The following is a 20,970-nucleotide window of genomic DNA, read 5'->3' on the forward strand; positions in this document are numbered from 1 at the left end:
CATGACCGACGCAGCAAACACCACCCCCGCGGCAGCAGCAAACAGAGCACGCAAGATCGCCGTCGTCGGCTCCGGCTACATGGGCGGCGGCATCGCACAGGTTCTGGCCCTGGGCGGGGCACGCGTTGCCCTGGCCGATGTATCCGCCGAGGTGGCGCAGAAGAACTACGACCGGCTCCTTGTCGAGTCCGACCAGTTCGTGGCCGACGGACTGTTCCCCCAGGGCGCCACGGAAATCCTGAAGCAGAACCTCTGGCCCGCGAAGGACATTGAGGAGGCCGTGGCGGACGCGGACTTTATCGAGGAAGCCGTCCCCGAAGTCATCGCCATCAAGCACCAGACGCTCGCACGGATCAGCGCCGCGGCCCGGCCGGACGCCATCATCGGATCCAACACCTCCACTATCTCCATCGCGGACCTGTCGGAACCCGTGATCAACCCGGAGCGGTTCCTCGGTGTGCACTTCTCCAACCCGTCGCCGTTTATCCCCGGTGTGGAGATCATCCCTCACGCCGGCACCTCTGCGGAGACGGTCGGCGCGGTCCGCGAACTCGTCCACGCCGCCGGAAAGCAGACCGCCGTGGTCAAGGACGTCACCGGCTTTGTCCTCAACCGCCTGCAGTACGCGCTCTTCCACGAAGCGGCGCAGTTGGTGGAACAGGGCATCGCGACGGCGGAGGATGTGGATACCCTGGTCCGGACCACCTTCGGCTTCCGGCTGCCGTTCTTCGGACCGTTCGCCATTGCTGATATGGCCGGCCTGGACGTCTATAACTTCTGCTACAAGTCCCTCCAGACCGATTTCCCGGAGCGGTTCGCCACTCCGAAGATCCTCACCGACCTCGTGGACGCGGGCAAACTGGGCACCAAGACCGGCGCCGGATTCCTCAACGTCCCCGCGGAGCGCACCCCGGAACTGATCGCCTACCGCAACAAGGCTTACGTCGCCATGCAGAAGCTGATCGAGGACCTGGGCCCGGCTCCCATCAACTAGCGCCGGCGCACCCTCCAACCAGGCACCGTCTTTGACCTTGCGGACCGCACCCCGCAGGGCAAGGACTGTCCGTTCGCAGTCACACACCAGGAACACCCCTATGAGCAGCTTTCCCGCAGAACGCACGGCGATCGTCACCGGCGCCGTCTCCGAGCGCGGCATCGGCCGCGCCACCGCCAACTACCTGGCCGCCCAGGGCTGGAACATCGGCATCATCGACCTCGACGACGCCCTGTGCAAGGCCGCGGCCAAAGAGATCAGCAGCCAGCACGGCGTCAGGGCCCACGGCGTCGGCGCCAACGTGGCCGATGAAGCATCCGTACGCCGGGCGATCGATGAGCTCGAAGCGGAGCTGCCGCAGATCGTAGCACTCGCCAACGTGGCCGGCGTCAGCTCTCCGGTTCCGTATCTGGAACTCGACGCCGCCGAATGGGACCGCGTGCTGAACATCAACTTGAACGGTGTCCACTACGCCACCCGCCGGGTCGCCGAATCCATGGTCACGAACCGGATCGGACGCATCGTGAACATCTCCTCCGTGTCCGCGCAGCGCGGCGGCGGCACGTTCTCCAAGACGCCGTACTCGGTAGCGAAGGCCGGCGTGATCGGCCTGACCCGGGCAACAGCCCGCGAACTAGGCGAATACGACATCACGGTCAACGCGATCTCACCGGGCCCCATCGACACCGACATTATGGGCGGCACCCTTAGTGAGGAACGCAAGGACGAACTCACCAAAGACCTCGTGGTCAACCGCGTCGGTTCCACCCGCGACATCGCAGCAGCCATCGCCTTCCTCATCAGCGAGGACGCCGGATACATCTCCGGCCAGACGCTGAATGTGGATGGCGGACTTTACATGCACTAGGAACGGAACCCATGGCAACGCGCAACATGGCACAGCGCAGCAAAGCCGGCATGCGGCCCACTGCGGCAACACCCACTAGGGCCACAGGACTCAGGTCCTGGACCAAGGAACGCAAAATCTACCTCGCGGTTGGCATTCTCGCCTGCGTGGCCGGCGTCCTGATCATGGCTTTCTCCGGCTAGGCCCGCAGCCGGCCGGAGGCCAACCAGACCCGGAGGCCAACCAGACCCGCAGGCGGCTGGACCCGCGCTGCCTTTTCACCGATAGGCCCTGCAGTACCCACCGATGCTCTCAACGGATTTACTCAAAGAGGAGTTTTGATGTCCCTAACAACAACTACAACGAAGGAGCTCCTGGACTCGCCGATTTTGAAGTCGGCCATTTCCAAGGCTTCTTTCCGGCTGATGCCGATGCTGGTCATCCTGTACGTCGTGGCCTTCCTGGACCGCACCAACGTGGGCTTCTCGGAAGCGGCCCTGGGAGTGGATAAGGGCATTAGCGCCGGCGCCTTCGCGTTGGGCGCCGGGATCTTCTTCATCGGCTACGCCCTGTTCGAGATCCCCAGCAACCTGCTGCTGACCAAGTTCGGGGCGAAGGTGTGGCTGGCCCGCATCGCCATCACGTGGGGCATCGTCTCCGCCTGCTTCGCCTTCGTCCAGGGAGAGACCTCCTTCATCATCCTCCGCTTTCTGCTGGGTGTGACCGAGGCCGGACTGTTCCCGGGCGTGATCATGTTCCTGGCTGCCTGGTTCCCGAACAAGGTCCGGGTCAAGATGTTTGCCATCTTCTACCTCGCGCAGCCCTTCTCCCAGATGATGGGCGCGCCGCTCTCCGGCTGGCTCATCAACATCGGCGACCAGTTCCCGGGCGTCGAGGGCTGGCAGGTCATGTTCTTCGTTGAGGGCATGTTGGCGGTCCTTGCCGGCGTGGCCGCGTTCTTCTTCCTGATCAACACTCCGCAGGACGCCAAGTTCCTGAACCCGGGTGAGAAGAAAGCCCTCCTGGACGTCATGGCACTGGAAGATACGGTCAAGGAAGAAACCGGTCCGCGTGGTGTGCTGGCCGCCATGAGGAACGGCAAGGTCTGGTACTTCACAGTCATCTACTTCTGCCTGCAGATCGCTGTGTACGGCGTGACCTTCTACCTGCCGCAGCAAGTCGCGCAGCTGACCGGACAGAAGGTGGGCCTAGCCGTCGGCCTGATGGCTGCCATCCCGTGGTTCTTCGGCATCTTCGCCTGCTACTTCATCGGTAAAGCGGCCAACACGATTGTCCGCCGCCGCGTATGGGGCACCGGGCTGTTCCTCTCCACAGGCCTGTGCATCTTCGGCTCGGCATGGGCCGGCGCGAACCACCTCCCGGCACTGGGCATCATATTTATCACCCTGGCAGTCTGCAGTTTCCTCTCAATCGGTCCGATCGCGTGGTCTTATCCGACCGCGTTCCTCACCGGCACCGCGGCAGCAGCGGGCATCGGCCTGATCAACTCCCTCGGCAACCTGGGCGGCTTTGTGGCCCCGATCCTGCGGACCTCGGTCAACCAGATGACGGCATCGGACACCGGCACCATGGGCGTCTACGCGCTCGGAGTGCTCCCGTTCCTGGCCGCAGCCATGATGTACCTGACCAAGCGGTTCAAGAACAAGGCCGACGAACTCCTCGAAAAGTAGCCGCCTCGTACGGCGAAACCACCTTCCGAAAGCAGCGACAATGCAACAGACTCCAGCCGGCCCTTCCTCCTCCGGATGCATCCTGGTGGGGGTCAGCGCCAAGATGTACCTGGGCTACCGGGACAGCCTGGACTGGCTGGAACGTCTGCGCCACGAAGTGGACACCCGTCCGGCCCTCTCGGCCGGGCGGGTTGTCCCGTTTGTGATCCCGTCCTTTCCGGCACTTCCGGCGGCCGCCGGCCTTCTTGCCGGTTCCCCGATGTTGCTCGGCGCGCAGAACTGCGGTTGGGCGGACGGGCCTTGGACCGGGGAAGTTTCTCCGTCCATGCTTGCCGAGCTCGGTGTCCGGCTGGTGGAGATCGGCCACGCCGAGCGCCGCGCCCACTTTGCCGAGGACGATCGTGTGGTGGCCCTGAAGGTCAAAGCCGCGGACGACGCCGGGCTGACGCCACTGCTGTGCGTGGGGGAGGGGACAGCGGGTAAGAGTTCGGATGCTGCCGGGTTTGTTTACGCCCAGATCGAAGCGGCTGTACGCGGGGACTGGGAGCTGGCCGCCCGGCTGGTCATCGCCTACGAACCGGTCTGGGCCATCGGGGCCGCCGAGCCCGCCGCCGCGGCGTACGTGTCCGACGTCGTGAAGCAGCTTCGCGGGCATCTCACCCGTCACGGGCTGGGGGAGTTTCCGGTGATTTATGGCGGTTCAGCCAAGCCAGGACTGCTGCCCGCGCTCGACGGCGTCTCGGGACTCTTCCTGGGCCGGTTCGCCCACGACGCATCGAACTTCGGCAAGGTGCTGGATGAGGCCCTGCTGCTGGCTGACGGGCTTGCCGAAGACGCCTCGGCGCATTCCGCGTCCGCCTAGCAGCCAGCCCCCGCGCACGGCGGGACATGTCCATTCTCGGCCACAAAAAGTGGGCAGATTCTCATTGTGCCCAGCACTTGCGTCCAAGAATGGGCATGTTCCTCGGTCCGGGTGGCGAAGAATGGGCATGTCCCAAAGGTCAGGCCGGCACGGACCGCTGGCACAGCCCGATGAAGCTGCCGAGGAGTGCCAGACCCTCGGGATGCGTGGGCAAATAGTTGGTCAGTTCCGGCGCTCGGAGCACCACAGCGCGCCATTTCCCGCGCGAGACCGCCACGTTGATCCGGTTGCGTGACAGCAGAAAGTCCATTCCGCGGGGCGCCTCGGCCACGGCTGAACAGGCCATGGACACAATAACTACGGCCGCCTCCTGGCCCTGGAACTTATCCACCGTGCCCACCCGAACTGCAGTATGCCCGGCATCGTCCAACGCTTCCCTGATCAGGTTCACCTGGGCGTTATAGGCAGCCACCACCAGGATGTCGGTCGCGCCCAGTGGACGGTTGCCTGATTCGTCGCGCCACATGAGGCCCAGATGCCGGTTCACCTGGTGCACCACCTCGGCGGCTTCCTCAACTGATGACGTGATGTTGCCGCTGTGAGGCACCATCACCGCCTCTATCCCCGCCGGAACGCCTGCGAGGAAACGAAGATCGGCAGCGGCCGCCGACCGCAGCCTGCCCTCATAGGCGAGCTCGGACACCGCCGTGCATAGCTCGGACGTCATTCGCCACGAATCGGAGAGGAAATACCCGAGCTCCGGCGGGAGGGTGGCGTGGCCGGCGGAAACCCAGCCCAGTGCGGACTCATTGACGGGCTCGGGATGCCGGCCCTGGCTAACCTGGGGAAGTTGCTGCGGATCGCCAAGCAGCAAGAGCCGCGGACTGGCCTGGGCGACGGCAAGCGTATTTGCCAGCGAGAATTGTCCGGCCTCGTCAATCACCAAGAGGTCCAGTGACCCGGCGGGAACGGTGGCGCCCGTCATGGTCCAGGCCGTCCCGCCAATCAGTGCTCCGCCTGGCGAGCTCAGCAGCCGTTCCACATCGGCGGCGACACGCTGATCCCAGGGAAGGTCCCCGGTATGTTTCACGTCCTTAGCCACCCGTTGCGGATCCACACCCGCCCTCAGCACGGCTGTCTGCAGCAGGTTCTCGACCACGGCATGGGACTGGGCCACCACGCCCACCTTCCAGCCGCGGTGCACGAGCCTGGCGATAACGTGCGAGCCAACGTGTGTCTTGCCCGTTCCCGGCGGTCCCTGAACGGCAAGGTACGAGTAGTCCAAATCCTCGACAGCAGCCGTGACGGCATCAATAAAGCGATCCGGACCGGTGCCTGGCACGGGAAGGGATGTACCGTCCACGAGGCGGGGCGGAATCCTGCGGACGAGGTCCAGTCCCGGATGCTTGCGGAACGTTGGTTTCCCGGAGGGGGCTGGAGTGGGGGCTCCGGTGCCACCTGACGCGGCGGACATAACACCCGGCAGGGCGGCCGCAACCTCGTCGCCCAGCCGCGCGAGTGCCTCTTCCAGGCTCTTGGTCTGGATGGGCTGGTCTTCCGTGAGCGCGATAGGCAGCTGGCTGTAGGGTTCGGCGTTGCGCCGGAGTTTGTCCCGAATGACAACAGTGTCTTTGCCGTCCTCGTGCCCCAGTTCGAGGATTTCGGTTCCGAACCATCCGTTGCGTCCGGTGCCGTTCTCGCCGGTGCCTTCCAGGCCGCCCGGCAACGGCGCATCGTACATCCGGAACCATGTGCTGCCCTCGCGGAGATCCGAGCCGGCGCTCACGGAGCCGGTAAGCTTCACCCTGCGCTCGGGGAGCCTGGCGCCGTCCTTCCACCAGTCCCCCAGGACCTCCGCCTTCTCCACAAGAAAGACGTTCCGGTCCTGTTGGTGGGTGTCGGGCCCGTTTTCGCAGCGGTCAAAGTGCGCCCACCAAAAGGCTTTGCGTTCGCGGCGGTGGTAGCTCATGGCCGCGCCAACCATGGCGACGGCTTGCATATCTGCGTCCGGGGCGGAAGTCTGGGCGGCGCCGGCGGGACTGGGAGCGACGGCAGCCTTTTCGCCTAGACCCGCTGCACGGGCCTGTGCTGCCCGCTCGAGGAAAGCATTGATAGCGAGCTCGGAGCTTCCGGCCCGACCGCCGTTCTCCATGGCGCTGGCAACCACGGACGAGGCGGCCGTCGCGTTGTCCTTTTTCGCCCCGCGGTCCCCGTCCGGCCCGGGCGGACCCTCCGTGCTGCCGGTCTTGATTCCGCGCTCCGCGGCCAGGCGCTGCAGCCAGTTTCGGAGTTCAAGGGTGGAGAGGCAGTCGTACTGGTTGTAGTCGGAGATGGCGGACAGGATGGCAGCGGCTTCCTGGGCCAGCCCGGCGTCGCGGGCCTCGCAGTACTCGGCATAGGCCACCACGGAAGTTCCGGCATCCTTCACGTCCCCGGACCTCAGGTTGGTTCCCATGTAGAGCGGTTCGAGCTTCTTGATGCTGTAGGAGTTCTCGGAGATGCGGATGCTGTTCCGGACGGTCTGATACAAATCCACCAGGAGGCCGTCGCGCAGCCATCCATCCACGGTGTCCTCTCCGGCCACATGCATGACGGAGAGTTTGCGGAGCGCGGTCTTCTCATAAGGGGCATAGTGGTAAACGTGCATGTCCGGGTGGTGCTGCCGGCGGTCTTCCACGTACGTCAGGAAGTCCAGGAACGCATGCTTTTCGGCCGCGCGGCTGTGCGCCCAGAAGGGCCTGAACACCGGTTGCCTGTCCGGTTCCGGGGGAGCCTCGATGACCCCGAAGAGGTATTCGAGCCCCCACACTCCAGTAGAGGTTTCCTGCCACAGAGGATCGCCTTCGAAGTCGAAGAAGATGTCGCCGGCATTTGGGGCCGGCAGCTCCGCCAGCGTGTTCTCCGGCATGACCCGGTAGCTGACCCGATGTTCTTCGCCGTCTTTGACATAGCTGACCGAGCCGTCGAAGGGACCTGCGCCACTCTGCATGCGTGCCTGGTCCTGAAGATTCAGGAGTGAGGCGCTGGCGCCCGGGAGGCGCGCGTCAGCCAGCTGCTTCACCGTGAAGATGCCTTGCTCCTGCAGCTTTTTACGCTGCACCGAATTCATCCGTGCCACGAGGAGGAGATCGTCGGTGGCCTTGACCTGTTCGTTGCAGTAATCGCACCGACCGCACACCGTGATGCCCGGAGACCCCCAGCGGACAGCATCGGACTGAGCACGGTGGGCGTCTGTAAGCGCCACGAACCGATCGCGGCGTTCCCGGAAGACCGGCAGGATCTCGCGGAGTTTGTGGCTGCTCCTGACATAATCGAAGCCGCCACCGGCAACCGGCATGGTGGCCCCGAGGATCAGGGTCACCTCAGGGTCGGGGGTGATTCCAGCCTGGAGCAGTTGATCGCCGTAAGCGGCCAGTTGGAGGAGCGCCGTCACTTTTGCATGGCGGGCCAGCTTGGTGTCATAGACGGCGTAAGCGCCGCCGGCCTGCTTGACCAGGAAGTCAGAGCGCCCATGGAACCGGCCGTCGAAGAAGGCGGCCTGGAAGACGACGTCGGCCCCCGCGCGCAGCGCCTCGAGGGACTCGGCGTGCTTGGCCCGCAACGCGGCGCGATCCATGGTTGCGGCCTCAGCGACGTCGTAAACACCGCGACCGGCGGCTGGATCCCATTCGCCGAACTGGGCCAGGTATTTGTCGAGCACCTTGTGTTCGTGCACGTCACCGAGCTTGGCCGCACGTTCCAGCATCTCGTCGACATCGAATTCTGCTTTGGGGGAGCGGCCGAGTTTTTCGTCTAGCTTCCGCAGCAGCTGATATTCGCAGGTGGCGGCAATGACCAGATCGCTGGCCGAGAAGACCAGATCCTGCGCACCGCCTGGAGTTTCCGGTTCAAGAAGAAACATTGCGCCCCCGTTGCCGTTGAAACCATCGCTGTTGATGTCCTAATGCCAAGCTATCAAAGCCCCCTGACAATTTAGTTCGCTACTAACCACTGGTCCGGGCAGGCAGGGTCGGCGTATGGTCTGAGGAATATGACTGAACAACAGCCTTTTGAAGTACTCCAGCGGTTCCCTGATTTTGAAGTACGCCGTTACCCGGCGCACGCTGTTGCCGAGGTGACCGTGAAAGCGCCCTTTGACAACGCTGGCAACGCCGCTTTCAGGCTACTTTTCGGGTACATCAGCGGCAACAACAACGCACGCGAGTCGGTTTCCATGACCGCCCCGGTCCTGCAGACTCCCGCACCCTCCCGGAAACTGGCCATGACGGCGCCGGTGGTCCAGAGCGGCGCGCTCGGCGACAGCGAATTCGTCGTTTCCTTCGTTCTTCCCTCCAACGTCACGGCAGGGACTGCCCCCGTGCCCACCAATCCGAAAGTAAAAATCCGTTCCGTTCCCGGCTCTGTGGCCGCGGTGCTGGGATTCTCCGGGCGCGGGTCCGAATCGGCTTTCGAGAAGCGGAACCATGACTTGCAGGAAGCACTGGCCCAAGCCGGGCTCCAGCCAATCGGAGCGCCACGGTTCGCGCGCTTTGACCCGCCCTTCAAGCCCTGGTTCCTCAGGAAGAACGAAGTGGTCCAGGATATCGAGGAGTCGGAGGGATTAACAGGCCGGAAGGGAGAAGCCTCATGAGCAGCCAACCAGGGAATACCGCCAGGGACGCGGCCGCTTCGGCCGCCACGGGCCCCACCGCCGGCACCGCCAGGGACACGGCCGCTTCGACCGCCGCCACGTACAACGCCGCGGCCTTCGAATCAGCGGTGCAAGCGGCGCGGAAGAGTCTTAGCGAGGGCGGGATTCCGATCGGGGCGGCCCTGGCCAGGGGAAGCCAGGTGATTGCCGCCGGCCACAACGAGCGCGTGCAGCACGGCGATCCTATAGCTCACGGGGAAATGTCGGCGCTCCGCGCTGCTGGCCGGCAAAGGAGCTACCGGGACACCACGCTGTACACAACGCTGGCACCCTGCGCCATGTGCACCGGAACCATCATCCAGTTCAAGATCCCCCGCGTCGTGGTGGGGGAGGCCAGGACGTTCCCGGGCGAATTCGAGCTTTTGCGCTCCCGCGGCGTGGAGGTGATTGTGTTGGACGACCAGCGCTGCGTGGAGATGATGACTGGCTTTCAGCGCGATCACCCCGAACTGTGGGCCGAGGACATTGCGGAAGACTCAAACCTTGGGACAGACGGCCGTGGACCCTGACCGCTTGACGCTGCGGGCCGTGAAGTCCTTCCACACGCTGGCCTGGTTCATCATCGAGGCCTGCATGGTCTATCTGCTCTACGCCGGTTTCCGCGGACGCAGTGACAAACGGGCGGGCATTGCCGCGGCGGTGGTGGCCGTCGAGACCCTCGTCTTCGCCGCGAACGGTTTTCACTGCCCCCTCACCGCTGTAGCCAGGAAGCTGGGTGACGAGGCCGGATCCGTCACGGACATCTACCTGCCGAAGTGGTTTGCCCGGAACCTGCCGGTGATCCACGTGCCGCTGATCCTGTTGGCATATGGCCTGCACCGTCGGAACCTCCACGCTGCCCGGGCGCGTGGCCAGGCCGCACTCCTCACCCGGCGGCTGAGCCAAGCGGGACGCCTGGCAGGAGCGGATCGGGAGAGTCCAATGGATCAGCGCGGCCAAAGCCGAAGAAGCCCTGGCACCTAGAGGAACGCTTCCCGCCCGGTTCCTTCCCGCAGCACCAGGTGGCCATCCTCAATGGACACGAGAAGGCTCTTCGGTTTGCCGCTGAGTTTCACCGTCCCCGCGAGCCCGCGATTGGTGACCTCGACGCCGATGGTGGCGCCCCGGGCGGGCAACTCCACGGCAACTTCGGCCGCGATGCCCAGCATGGGGTGAGTGGACAGTTCGGTATCGCGCCGGGCTTGTTTGCCGTTGACCGTGACGGTGACATTGTCTTCTTCGAAGCCGCCCTGAAGGATGATGAGCAACTCCTGCATGGTGGACCGCCTCCGTTGATAGCTGGGCTCCCCTAAGAGCCACTACACCACTTCCGGACCGGGCTGGATAGACCCAAACCACGCCCGCAGGCAGGCGGTGAGCGCACCGGTAAGGCAAAATGTTGTGGGTGAACCACATCCCGCAGCGCCCCTCCCTTTCCCCAGCAACCCCGGTTGCCGACGTCGACTCGATGATCGCCGAGCAGATCGCCGCGGAACTCGGCGTCAAGGCCTGGCAGGTGAAAGCGGCCGTGGAACTGCTCGACGGCGGGTCCACCGTTCCCTTCGTCGCCCGGTACCGCAAGGAGGCCACGGGAACGCTGGATGACACGCAGCTCCGGGAGCTCGAGGAACGGCTGCGCTACCTCCGCGAGTTGGAGGACCGCCGTCGTGCCGTCCTGGAAGCGATCGCCGCGCAAGGAAAACTGACGCCTGAACTTCAGGCCGCCGTCCTCGAAGCTGATACCAAATCCCGGCTGGAGGACATCTACCTTCCCTTCAAGACCAAGCGGCGCACCAAGGCGCAGATCGCCCGCGAGGCCGGCCTGGAGCCACTCGCGGACATGCTACTCCAGCGCCCCGAGCTGGAACCGGAGCGTGAAGCGGCCAAGTACCTCAACGCCGGGCACTCGATCGACGACGCCGCGGCGGCGCTCGCGGGGGCCCGGGCCATTCTGGTGGAGCGGGTGGCGCAGGATCCTGATCTGGCCACGACGCTGCGCGAGCGGCTGTGGACCCAGGGGCGCATGGTGTCCCGCGTGAAGAAGGGCCAGGAAGCCGAGGGACAGAAATTCAAGGACTACTTCGAGTTTTCGCAGGCGCCATCCGGGATGCCGTCGCACCGGGTGCTCGCACTGCTGCGCGGTGAGAAGGACGGTGTGCTGGAGCTGGATCTCGCCGAAGCGGAACCGGCCGACGACGACGCCCTGGCCGCCGCCCGCGGCCGCTACGAATCCGCTGTGGCCAGGTTCCTCGGCGTTGCGGACCGCGGCCGTCCCGCCGACGCGTGGCTGTTGCAGACCGCGCAGGTGGCGTGGCGCTCGCGGGTCCTGGCCCGGCTCACGGCGGACCTGCGCGGCCGCATGTTCGCCGCCGCCGAGGATGAGGCCGTGCGGGTGTTCGCGGCGAATCTGCGCGATGTCCTGCTGGCCGCACCCGCCGGGAACCTGGCAACCCTGGGCCTGGACCCGGGACTGCGCACGGGCGTGAAGGTGGCGGTGGTGGACGGCACCGGAAAGGTGGTGGCAACGGACACCATCTACCCGCACGCTCCGGCGCGGAAGTGGGACGAAGCCTTGGCCACATTGGTCAAGCTGGCCCGGCAGCACGCCGTCGAACTCGTGGCCATTGGCAACGGAACAGCGTCCCGGGAGACGGACAAACTGGCGTTGGAGCTGATCAAAAAGCTGTCCGGGGACGGGGCGGCCGCTCCCGAGAAGCTCGTGGTGTCCGAGGCCGGAGCTTCGGTGTACTCGGCGTCGGCTTTGGCAGCGGCCGAACTGCCCGGCATGGATGTATCTTTGCGCGGCGCGGTGTCCATCGCCCGGCGCCTGCAGGATCCGCTGGCCGAACTGGTGAAGATCGAGCCGAAGTCCATCGGTGTGGGCCAATACCAGCACGACGTCACGGCAGCGAAGCTGGACCGCAGCCTGGACGCCGTGGTGGAGGACTGCGTGAACGCTGTGGGCGTGGACGTGAACACGGCGTCACCCGCGCTGCTGAGCCGCGTGGCCGGCGTCGGGCCCCTGCTGAGCGAGAACATCGTGGCCTACCGGAACGAGCATGGCCCCTTCGCCAAACGGAGCGAATTGAAGAAGGTGCCGCGGCTGGGAGCGAAGGCGTTTGAGCAGTGCGCCGGCTTCCTGCGGATCACCGGGGGAGCGGAGCCCCTGGATGCTTCGAGCGTGCACCCCGAGGCGTATCCCGTGGCACGGAAAATCAAGGCCGCCGCCAAGAACGGTCCGGCCTCGGCGTTGAACCCGCAGGACTTCGTGGACGGTGCCTTCGGCCTGCCCACGGTCAAGGACATCATGGCGGAGCTGGAAAAGCCGGGCAGGGATCCGCGGCCCGCCTTCGCCGCGGCCAAATTCTCCGAGGGGATCGAGAAGATTTCCGACCTCAAGCCCGGCATGGTGCTGGAAGGAACGGTCACCAACGTGGCGGCGTTCGGCGCGTTTGTGGATATCGGGGTGCACCAGGACGGTCTGGTCCACGTGTCCGCGCTCGCCGACCGCTTCGTCTCGGATCCGCGCGAGGTGGTGAAGTCCGGTCAGGTTGTCCGCGTCAAGGTGATGGAGGCCGATCCGGACCGGAAGCGGATTTCGCTGACGCTGAGGCTCGACGACGAACCCTCGCCTTCCGGAGGACTTGGACAGTCCGGCGGACGCGGAGCTTCCGGCGGCCGCGGACCTTCCGGGGGACGCGGACAGTCCGGCGGCCGCGCGGATGCCCGGCAGGCGGCAGCGCAGGCGGGTCCCGCGTCCTCCGGCCGGGCGCCGTCGCAGCAGCCAGCCCGGAAACCGGCACCGGAGCGGCGGACTCCCGCCGGGCAGCCGCAAAAATCCGCGCCCCTTCCGCCCGCCAACACGGCCATGGCCGAGGCGCTCCGGAGAGCCGGACTCGGAAAGTAGCCCGACCGCTCGTCGAGGATTTCCTACCACTCGGCGCACAACTAGTACGTTTGCTGATGATCTGCACCATGATTGCCGAAGGCAACGGCCCACATTGCGGGCCATTTGCCTCTATGCCGCCGGGACACCGACGTCTTCGACAAGCAAGGGGAGCAACTATGGGCTGGCTGGACCGTGAACGAACGATCGCCCCGCCGGGCTTCAACCGCTGGCTCGTGCCGCCCGCGGCGCTCGCCGTGCACCTGTGCATCGGCCAGGCGTACGCGACGAGTGTCTACAAGACTGCGCTGGTCAAGCACTTCGGCGCCAGCCTGACCGAAATCGGTGTGATCTTCTCGATCGCCATTGTGATGCTGGGCCTCTCCGCCGCGGTCATGGGCACGTGGGTGGACACCAACGGGCCCCGCAAGGCCATGTTCACCTCCGCGGTCTTCTGGGCCAGCGGCTTCCTGATCGGCTCGCTCGGCATCTTCAGCGGGCAGTTGTGGCTCGTGTATCTGGGCTATGGCTTCGTTGGCGGCATCGGACTGGGCATCGGCTACATCTCCCCGGTCTCTACCCTGATCAAGTGGTTCCCGGACCGGCCGGGGCTGGCCACCGGCATGGCCATCATGGGTTTCGGTGGCGGCGCCCTGATCGCCAGCCCCGTTTCAACCGCCCTGCTGAAAATATACGACCCCAACTCTGGCGCCAAAGGCTGGGTGGCCAGCGGCGATTCGGTGGGCAAGCTCTTCCTGACCCTCGCCGTCGTCTATCTCGCGTACATGCTCTTTGGTGCCTTCACCATCAAGGTGCCGGCTGAGGGCTGGAAGCCCGCAGGCTTCGACCCCGCCAAGGTCAAAGCCTCCAAACTCGTCACCACGGACAACGTTTCCGCCGCCAACGCCGTCAAGACCAGGCAGTTCTGGCTCGTCTGGATCGCACTGTTCTGCAATGTCACGGCAGGGATCGGAATCCTGGAACAGGCCGCGCCGATGATCCAGGACTTCTTCCGCCAGCCCGACGGCGTGTCCCTGGTCAGTGCCGCCGTCGCCGCCGGCTTCGTGGGGCTGCTCTCCATTGGGAACATGTCCGGACGCTTCGCCTGGTCCGCCACCTCGGACGTGACCGGCCGCAAGCGCATCTACATGGTGTACCTCGGCGTCGGGGCAGTGCTCTACACCGTGCTGGCGCTGGCTGGCTCAACCACCACCATCCTGTACGTCGCACTGGCGTTCGTCATCATCTCCTTCTACGGTGGCGGCTTCGCGACGGTCCCGGCCTATCTGCGGGACCTCTTCGGCACGTTCCAGGTGGGCGCCATCCACGGCCGCCTGTTGACGGCTTGGTCGGCGGCAGGAATCGCCGGGCCGTTGATCGTCAACGCCTTCCTGGACGCCCAGGGCAAGCCCGGGCAACTGAACGCCGCCTCCTACCAGCCGGCGCTGCTGACCATGGTGGGGCTGCTGATTGTCGGATTTATCGCAAACTTGATGGTGAAGCCGGTCGATGCGCGCTTCCACGAACCGCGGCCGGACCGGCTCCGCCCCGAAGAACCTGCTATGGAGGCTTGAGATGAGTGGTGCAACGACGTTAGTTAGACGGTCTTCCGGAAAACTGGCAATCGCCTGGGCGCTGGTTGGAGTGCCCCTGGCCTATGGCGTTTACGAGACCCTGACCCGCGTGGCCGCCCTCTTCGGCTGAGCCCGTGACCTTCACCCGTCCCGCGCCGTTCACCACCCGGCCCACACTGCAAGGCACCTTCGGGATGAGCGCGTCCACTCATTGGCTTGCGACGGCGGCCGCCCAGGCGGTGCTCGAACGTGGAGGCAACGCGTTCGACGCCGCCGTGGCCGGCGCCTTTGTGTTGCACGTGGTGGAACCACACCTCAACGGGCCCGGCGGGGACCTGGCTGGCGTGTTTGTGACCGCCGCGGAACCTGGCACCCCCGTGATCCTCATGGGCCAGGGACCCGCGCCGGCCGGCGCAACACCTGAGCACTTCCGGGCTGAGAGACTGGACCTTGTTCCGGGAGCCGGCGCCCTCGCCGCTGCGGTACCGGCCGCCGTCGACGCCTGGCTTCTGCTGCTGCGCGACCACGGCACCTGGGAACTGGACGCCGTGCTCGAATATGCAATCGGGTATGCCCGGGACGGGCACCCGATGCTGGGCCGGGTGGGCACCACTATCGCGGCCGTGGCAGAGCTGTTCCGGGAGCACTGGCCAAGCTCGGCTCAGCTGTGGATGCCCGGAGGGAGGATCCCGGCTGAAGGCGAGATCATCCGGAATACGGCCTACGCCCGGACGCTCCAGCGGGTCGTGGGTGCGGGCGGGGGCGCGTCATCCCGCGAGGCGCGCATCGATGCGGCGCGGCACGAATGGCGGACAGGATTTGTCGCCCAGGCCCTGGTGCAGTCCGTCCAGACTCCCCATCGGCATTCGAGCGGAACGGACCACCGGGGAGTGCTCACCATGGGGGACCTGGAGGACCTCCGGGCGGCCTACGAACCTGCAGTCACCATCGAGTTCCGCGGCCACACAATTGCCAAGACCGGCCCCTGGGGCCAGGGCCCTGCACTCCTGCAGATGCTCGCCATCCTGGACGGTTGCGACGACAATCATCTCGATCCATCCACCGAACTCGGCGCGCACACTATCCTGGAGGCCCAGAAACTGGCGCTGGCGGACCGCGAGGCGTACTACGGCGACACGGACGTTCCGCTCGATCATCTTCTCTCCCCTGAGTATGCGGCTACGAGGCGCGCGCTCATCACGGATCGGGCGTCCCACGACTTTCGCCCAGGCCGGGTGCCGGGGCATGCGCCGTTCCGGCCTTCCCTGCGTACTGAGTATGCGCTCCCGGGTGCGGAGGGAGTGGGCGAACCCACGGTGCGGCCCAGCGGGGAAACCCGGGGCGACACCTGTCATATCGACGTCGTGGACCGTTGGGGCAACATGATCTCGGTGACCCCGTCGGGAGGCTGGCTGCAGTCCTCACCAGCTATTCCCGAGCTCGGATTCTGTCTGGGGACGAGGCTGCAGATGACCTGGCTGGAGCCTGGGGCGCCTTCCACGCTTACCCCGGGCAAGCGGCCCCGGACCACGCTCACCCCAACCCTTGTGCTTCGCCACGGCCACGCCATCACGGCCTTGGGCTCGCCGGGCGGCGACCAGCAGGATCAGTGGCAATTGACGTACCTGCTGCGAACGCTCGTAGGTGGTTACTCGCCCCAGCAGGCCATCGATGCACCGACCTTTCACACGACTTCGGTGCCCGGCTCGTTTTGGCCGCGCACCTGGGAGCCCGGGGGAGCAGTGGTGGAGGACCGACTGGGCGAGGACGTGATCGCCGCCCTTGAGCGCCGCGGCCATCGGGTAACACGTGCGGGAGGCTGGACGCTCGGGCGGCTGTCCGCCGTGGTGCGCGACCCCGCCACCGGGATCCTGCAGGCCGCCGCCAATCCCCGCGGCGCCCAGGGCTACGCGGCAGGGCGGTAGGCCCGCCTCGGGGTACCCGGCAAGGTGCCCCGCGTACCCGGCGTACTCGACAGAGTGCCAGGCGTACCTGGCGCGGATGGGGCCCCGCCGCCTTCGCCGCCTTCGCGGTGCCAGGCGTGCCCGGCGAAGCGCCCCGAGGAACCGGGCTGAGGTCGGAAAAGCCTTACCTGCGACGTTCCCCCCGGCCGCATCACTGCCACTCTGCCCACGAGTCCCGCGCAGTCGTTGCTGATGGTGTTTATGAGCGGAAGTGCTGGTTTCTTCGCGGTTTCCGGCGGGGGTCGATGTGGGGTGGCGGGGTGAACCAGGGAACCCCGGTTTCGACTTGGACGCTCCATTGTTCTTTGTGGATGAGGTGATGGTGGTGCGAGCACAGGAGGGTGCCGTTCTCGGTGCTGGTGCTTCCGCCGTCTGACCAGTAGGTGATGTGGTGGGCTTCGCACCAGGGGGCCGGGATGGTGCAGTTGGGGAAGGCACAGCCTTGGTCGTGGGCGGTGAGGGCTTTGCGGATGTGGGGCGGGAAGATCCGAGTGCTGCGGCCGACGTCTAAGATGCGCCCTTCGCTGCCGAGGAGCACCGGGATGATGTCGGCGTCGCACGCAATCTTCCGGACTGTGGCGGCGGTGACGGGGCCGGTGAACATGAATGACCCGGTGCCCGGGATGCCCGGGGTACCTGGTGTACCCGGGATGCCGTGGGTTCCGGAAATGCCGGGGGTTTCCTTGGATGCCGGGCCGGTCCCTTTGCCGTAGCTGCCGGTCGCTGAACCGCTGGCGGAGTCCGTGCCGTCCCAGGGTCCGGCGCCCTGGGGGCGGTAGCTGGGTCCTTGGGCGGTGGCGTGTTCGAGTCTGTCGAGGAGGTCGCGGTAGTCGATGGTGACCATGACCTGGGGGCGGAGTCCTCCGGCGGCGGGGAGCGTGCCGGTGGTCAGGGCTGCCTTGCAGGCGCCGACGAGGCCGTCGAGGAGTTTCTGGGGGCGGGTGCGCCGGTCCAGGTCCGCGTCCGCACCACCCTCGGTGTCCCCGTCCCCGTCCGCGTCCGCGCCGCCTCCGATGTCTCCATCCGCGGGCCGTGCCGGGACGTGGCCTGCCCCGCCACCGTCCCCGCCCGGGCCTCCTGAATCGTTCCCGCCCGCGTCCCCGGTGGCACCGTCCGTGTTGCCGGTGCTGTCGGATGGGGCGCCGGTGCTGCGGGGGTTGGTGGCGCTGTTCATGACGGTGAGGAGGTGTTCGTATTGGTCGGTAGTGGCGAAGATTTCCAGGTGGTGGAGGCCGTGGCGGATGGGGCGCAGGAAAGCGCCCTGGCGGTGGCTGAATTCTTTGTCGGTGGGCTCGGCGCCGTCCTGGTCGATGGCCTCACACCAGCGGCGGGCGATGCGGGCGAGGAAGTCGGTGTCGTTTTCTGCCGCGGTGCGGGTCAAAGCGTGTTCCATCCGGGCAGTGGTGTCAGCAGGGGCGTAGCGGCGCACGCTGTCCAGGGCGAGGGTGATGATGGTTGCGGCGCGTGAGCCGATGTCTCCGGCGGCGACTGTACGGGCCAGTTCGGCGTGCTCGGGCGGGACCTGGTGGCCGGTGATCCCGGTGCGGGGCAGCACCGTGGCGGCAAGGGCCAGGCGTCGGCGCGCTTCGGAGGCGCCGATCCGGAGCCGGGCGCGGAGGTACTCGGTGGTGGTCCGGTACCCGTCATCAGCCGGCGCCGGTACCGGTGACGGTGCGCAGGCAGCCGCAGGCGGAGCCCCCGTGATCCCGGGGCTGCCCTCCGCGGGCGCCTGGGCGATGGGGGAGTTGGTGTGCCAACCGGTGAGCCAGCCGGCCGGGGCGCTGGCGGCGACCGTGGCCGTCGACTGGCTCCTCGTCCGGTCCACGGCGGCTGCGGCCACCAGTTGCAGGTACTCGACTTTCCGGGAGAGTTCCTCGACATCGGCGGCGAAGTCCGACGCGTCGTGGAAGCTGAACAGCGCCGCCTGACCGGCCGCCGTCGGGCTTCCCGATTCCAGCAGACGCGCACATGCCGTCACGGCTGCGTGCACGGAATCGGGGACCACCACGCCGCCAGGAGCAACCCTTGCAGCCCCGATGTCGGCCTGCGCGGGAACACTGCGGAGGCTGCGCACACGAAGATCAGTCGCGATTGGAACTGACGGCGGCAGCGACCACCTTACGGCCCCTCCCGATGCCCGACCCCCAATTGCTTCCATGGGATAACTCTGCCAAAGGGGTCTGACATTTTAGGAGGACGGGTGGCTGGAGCCCGGTCCAAAGGGCCACGCGTTGCCTCATGAACGTTCCGGATTCTACCCGCTACGTCAGCATCCGCGGCCGCCCAAACTGGGTCCGCACGCCGGGGGAGAACAGCACCGACTCAGGTGCACTGGACAACGTGATGCCAGCCGCGGCCACGAGGTTGTCCTCAAAGACTGTGAGCCGCGCCCGGTACAACGGCCACGGCGCATGCGTGTTGGGAACGTAGAGGGTGCGGCCATGGAAGCGCGTGTGCAGGCCAAAGCGCGCGGTGAGGTGGACCGACAACGGATCGGCTGTGGCGACGTCGTCGAACGCGGGCTCGACGGCGAAATCACTGCGCGCGCCGTGCCGGAAGCGCCGCACGGAATAGCCGGTGGACGGACTGCCTTCGTGGGCGGCCCTGAAGCGGGAGCGCGACCACACATAGGGAATGCCGGCGGCGCGGGCAGCGAGCACCACGGCAAGCCGCGACGCATCCAGGCTCAGGAAGACAACTCCGCGCGTCCCGTCAGGCTCCCGCGAATACAGGCGGACGTTGATCTCGTTGAAGGTCCCGAAGTAGGGCACAGGCGGACCTGTGCCGAGCCCTGCGCCCTGCATGCGGAATCCGATCAGCCCCACCCAGGCGGAGCCGTCGAACTCGTCAGGGACCACACCAGGCGGCATAAATCGGGCCGCGGCTGCTTCAGGGATGCGCCAGTGCAAGAACACGGCATCCATCCAACGCTGGTCCATGATCACGGGCGCGGGCAGCTCCGGAGGTTCCGGCCACGGATCCGGACCGTTGACGCGGGCAGCCGGCGGGTCAGGGCTCACGGGACGCAACGCTCATAAAACCAGTTGTCCATGCGGTCATGGGCCGAGCCTAACCGAGGGCACCGACAGGGAAGAAGGCCTTGACGGCCCGGTCCGGTTCGTCGGGCTGAGCACCCCCTGATACGGCGGTCCATAACCCTTGGGCAACCGGGGCAGTTGACTGCACTTTGGCCATATCTAGACTGGGACAGGACCGCATAATTCTGGACACACTCCTGGGGAGGCACCATGACCACGCTCGCCGACCGGCCAAACACCGCATTGCTCGTCATCGACATGCAGAAGGGCGTCGTGGGGGAGGCGTACCGCCGGGACAACGTGGTCGCCAACATCGCAACCCTGGTGGACAAGGCTCGCTCCGCCGGTGTGGACGTGATCTGGATCCAGCACAACAGCGACGACCTGCCCAAGGGCACCGAGAACTGGCAGTATGTGCCAGAACTGGTGCGGCGTGAGTCCGAGCCGCTCGTACACAAGCAGTACCCCGACGCCTTCGAAGACACCGAACTGGAGTCCGCGCTCGCAGCTCACGGCATCGGCCGTGTCTTTGTCTCAGGCGCGCAGACTGACGAATGCATCCGCTCCACTCTGCACGGCGCGATCACCCGCGGATACGACGTGACCTTGGTGGGTGACGCGCACACCACAGAGGATCTCTCCGAGTTCGGGGCGCCTTCGCCTGAGAAGGTCATTGCGCACACGAACCTGTACTGGCAGTATCACAAGGCGCCCGGCCGGAGCGCGGGGACGGTCAATGCAGACGACGTCGACTTCTCCGCCATATCGCCCGCTGGAGCCGCGCCTCCCAGCCTGAACTGAGAGTCCGGGCCGCCAAACACCCGCTTGAACTTCTGCCGACGGAACACGAGCAGGAACTAGGGCTCCGCAGGCCTCCGCCGGGATGGCAGAAGCGGGTACGAGCGCTCAGGTCTCCGTGGCGGCCCGGGCCGGGGCCCCGCTCCCAGACTGGGCCCCGCTTCCAGCAGGGGCCCCGCTCCCCGTCTGGGCCCCGCTGCCTGCCTGGGCTCCCGTGCTGGCAGGTTGTTTCTGCCAGGGCCACCGGCCGGTGATTTCCAGCTCCAGCGAGAAGCTCAGGAAGGTCCGGATCAGCACGATGATTGCCAGCACGCCCACGCTCTCGAAGGTGGGAGTCACGGCCACGGTCCGGATGATGTCTGCCGCCACCAACAGTTCCAGTCCCAGCAGGATGGAGCGGCCCAGCAGCTGCCGGTAGGAGCGGTAGACGGTCAACGGTTCGGAGCCTTCGGGCAGGCGCCGCGGCTGGTAGCCGCGTAGCGCCATGGGAACGGACACCAAGGCGCCGATAACCATGATGGCGACGCCGGCAAAGTCCATGAAACTGCCGACCGTCTCAATAATGTGCTGAAAATCCATGGGTCCCCTTACGAGACTGTGTGTTTTACGAGGCCGCGCGTTTCAAGTGCCCGAGCGTTCGAAAGCGT

Annotated in this window: 18 protein-coding genes; 13 read left to right on the forward strand and 5 right to left on the reverse strand. The window is 66.2% G+C overall.

Annotation, left to right across the window (positions count from 1 at the left end):
* Position 1: 1 nt before the first annotated feature.
* The 5 genes from ACP4XC_RS04840 (at position 2) to ACP4XC_RS04860 (ending at position 4,394) form a co-directional block, all read left to right on the forward strand.
* Positions 2-994 carry a 3-hydroxyacyl-CoA dehydrogenase family protein gene (locus ACP4XC_RS04840; RefSeq protein ID WP_427173731.1) on the forward strand — a complete coding sequence of 331 codons (993 nt, stop codon included), beginning with the start codon at positions 2-4 and terminating at the stop codon, positions 992-994.
* A 100-nt stretch (positions 995-1,094) separates the two neighbouring features.
* Complete coding sequence (locus tag ACP4XC_RS04845) at positions 1,095-1,862, forward strand: SDR family NAD(P)-dependent oxidoreductase (protein ID WP_427173732.1); 768 nt, start codon at positions 1,095-1,097, stop codon at positions 1,860-1,862.
* Between the two features lie 11 nt (positions 1,863-1,873).
* Positions 1,874-2,044: a hypothetical protein gene (locus ACP4XC_RS04850; protein ID WP_427173733.1), complete on the forward strand. Its 171-nt coding sequence runs from the start codon at positions 1,874-1,876 to the stop codon at positions 2,042-2,044.
* Between the two features lie 138 nt (positions 2,045-2,182).
* The gene (locus ACP4XC_RS04855) at positions 2,183-3,532 is read left to right on the forward strand and encodes an MFS transporter (protein ID WP_427173734.1); all 1,350 of its coding nucleotides are present in this window, start codon (positions 2,183-2,185) and stop codon (positions 3,530-3,532) included.
* 40 nt (positions 3,533-3,572) lie between these two features.
* Entirely contained in the window at positions 3,573-4,394 is an 822-nt protein-coding gene (locus tag ACP4XC_RS04860) for a triose-phosphate isomerase family protein (protein ID WP_427173735.1), read from the forward strand.
* Between the two features lie 139 nt (positions 4,395-4,533).
* Here ACP4XC_RS04860 and ACP4XC_RS04865 read toward each other — a convergent pair whose 3' ends face one another.
* A complete protein-coding gene (locus ACP4XC_RS04865) occupies positions 4,534-8,295 on the reverse strand; it encodes a TM0106 family RecB-like putative nuclease (protein ID WP_427173736.1) in 3,762 nt (1,253 codons plus the stop codon).
* A 129-nt stretch (positions 8,296-8,424) separates the two neighbouring features.
* On the opposite strand from ACP4XC_RS04865, the gene ACP4XC_RS04870 reads away from it, so the two are divergent.
* The 3 genes from ACP4XC_RS04870 to ACP4XC_RS04880 are packed head-to-tail and all read left to right on the forward strand — an operon-like array spanning position 8,425 to position 10,047.
* Positions 8,425-9,024, forward strand: a complete 600-nt coding sequence (locus ACP4XC_RS04870; protein WP_427173737.1) for an SOUL family heme-binding protein — start codon at positions 8,425-8,427, stop codon at positions 9,022-9,024.
* Positions 9,021-9,593 (forward strand): nucleoside deaminase, encoded by a 573-nt coding sequence (locus tag ACP4XC_RS04875; protein ID WP_427173738.1) that lies wholly within the window; start codon positions 9,021-9,023, stop codon positions 9,591-9,593. Before ACP4XC_RS04870 ends, ACP4XC_RS04875 begins: the two co-directional genes overlap by 4 nt.
* Complete coding sequence (locus ACP4XC_RS04880; protein WP_427173739.1) at positions 9,568-10,047, forward strand: hypothetical protein; 480 nt, start codon at positions 9,568-9,570, stop codon at positions 10,045-10,047. Before ACP4XC_RS04875 ends, ACP4XC_RS04880 begins: the two co-directional genes overlap by 26 nt.
* Here the strand turns inward: ACP4XC_RS04880 and ACP4XC_RS04885 are convergent.
* The gene (locus ACP4XC_RS04885; RefSeq protein ID WP_427173740.1) at positions 10,044-10,340 is read right to left on the reverse strand and encodes a hypothetical protein; all 297 of its coding nucleotides are present in this window, start codon (positions 10,338-10,340) and stop codon (positions 10,044-10,046) included. The two genes, ACP4XC_RS04880 and ACP4XC_RS04885, sit on opposite strands and share 4 nt — an antisense overlap.
* A 119-nt stretch (positions 10,341-10,459) precedes the next feature.
* On the opposite strand from ACP4XC_RS04885, the gene ACP4XC_RS04890 reads away from it, so the two are divergent.
* The 4 genes from ACP4XC_RS04890 to ACP4XC_RS04905 all read left to right on the forward strand — a co-directional run bounded on the left by ACP4XC_RS04890 (position 10,460) and on the right by ACP4XC_RS04905 (position 16,448).
* Entirely contained in the window at positions 10,460-12,970 is a 2,511-nt protein-coding gene (locus ACP4XC_RS04890; RefSeq protein WP_427173741.1) for a Tex family protein, read from the forward strand.
* A gap of 158 nt (positions 12,971-13,128) precedes the next feature.
* Complete coding sequence (locus ACP4XC_RS04895) at positions 13,129-14,523, forward strand: OFA family MFS transporter (protein ID WP_427173742.1); 1,395 nt, start codon at positions 13,129-13,131, stop codon at positions 14,521-14,523.
* Position 14,524: 1 nt separating this feature from the next.
* Positions 14,525-14,653, forward strand: coding sequence for an MFS transporter small subunit (locus ACP4XC_RS04900; protein ID WP_427173743.1), 129 nt, complete (start codon positions 14,525-14,527; stop codon positions 14,651-14,653).
* A 4-nt stretch (positions 14,654-14,657) separates the two neighbouring features.
* Positions 14,658-16,448 (forward strand): gamma-glutamyltransferase family protein, encoded by a 1,791-nt coding sequence (locus tag ACP4XC_RS04905; protein WP_427173744.1) that lies wholly within the window; start codon positions 14,658-14,660, stop codon positions 16,446-16,448.
* 238 nt (positions 16,449-16,686) lie between these two features.
* Here the strand turns inward: ACP4XC_RS04905 and ACP4XC_RS04910 are convergent, their stop codons facing one another.
* Complete coding sequence (locus ACP4XC_RS04910) at positions 16,687-18,561, reverse strand: DUF222 domain-containing protein (RefSeq protein ID WP_427173745.1); 1,875 nt, start codon at positions 18,559-18,561, stop codon at positions 16,687-16,689.
* A gap of 187 nt (positions 18,562-18,748) precedes the next feature.
* A complete protein-coding gene (locus ACP4XC_RS04915; RefSeq protein WP_427175020.1) occupies positions 18,749-19,426 on the reverse strand; it encodes a YqjF family protein in 678 nt (225 codons plus the stop codon).
* A 309-nt stretch (positions 19,427-19,735) separates the two neighbouring features.
* Here ACP4XC_RS04915 and ACP4XC_RS04920 point away from each other — a divergent pair, with 309 nt between their 5' ends.
* Complete coding sequence (locus ACP4XC_RS04920) at positions 19,736-20,326, forward strand: cysteine hydrolase family protein (RefSeq protein WP_427173746.1); 591 nt, start codon at positions 19,736-19,738, stop codon at positions 20,324-20,326.
* Between the two features lie 105 nt (positions 20,327-20,431).
* Here ACP4XC_RS04920 and ACP4XC_RS04925 read toward each other — a convergent pair whose 3' ends face one another.
* Positions 20,432-20,902, reverse strand: a complete 471-nt coding sequence (locus ACP4XC_RS04925; RefSeq protein WP_427173747.1) for a DUF1622 domain-containing protein — start codon at positions 20,900-20,902, stop codon at positions 20,432-20,434.
* Between the last annotated feature and the right edge of the window lie 68 nt (positions 20,903-20,970).

Source organism: Arthrobacter sp. 92, assembly GCF_050260325.1.
Lineage (GTDB): Bacteria > Actinomycetota > Actinomycetes > Actinomycetales > Micrococcaceae > Arthrobacter.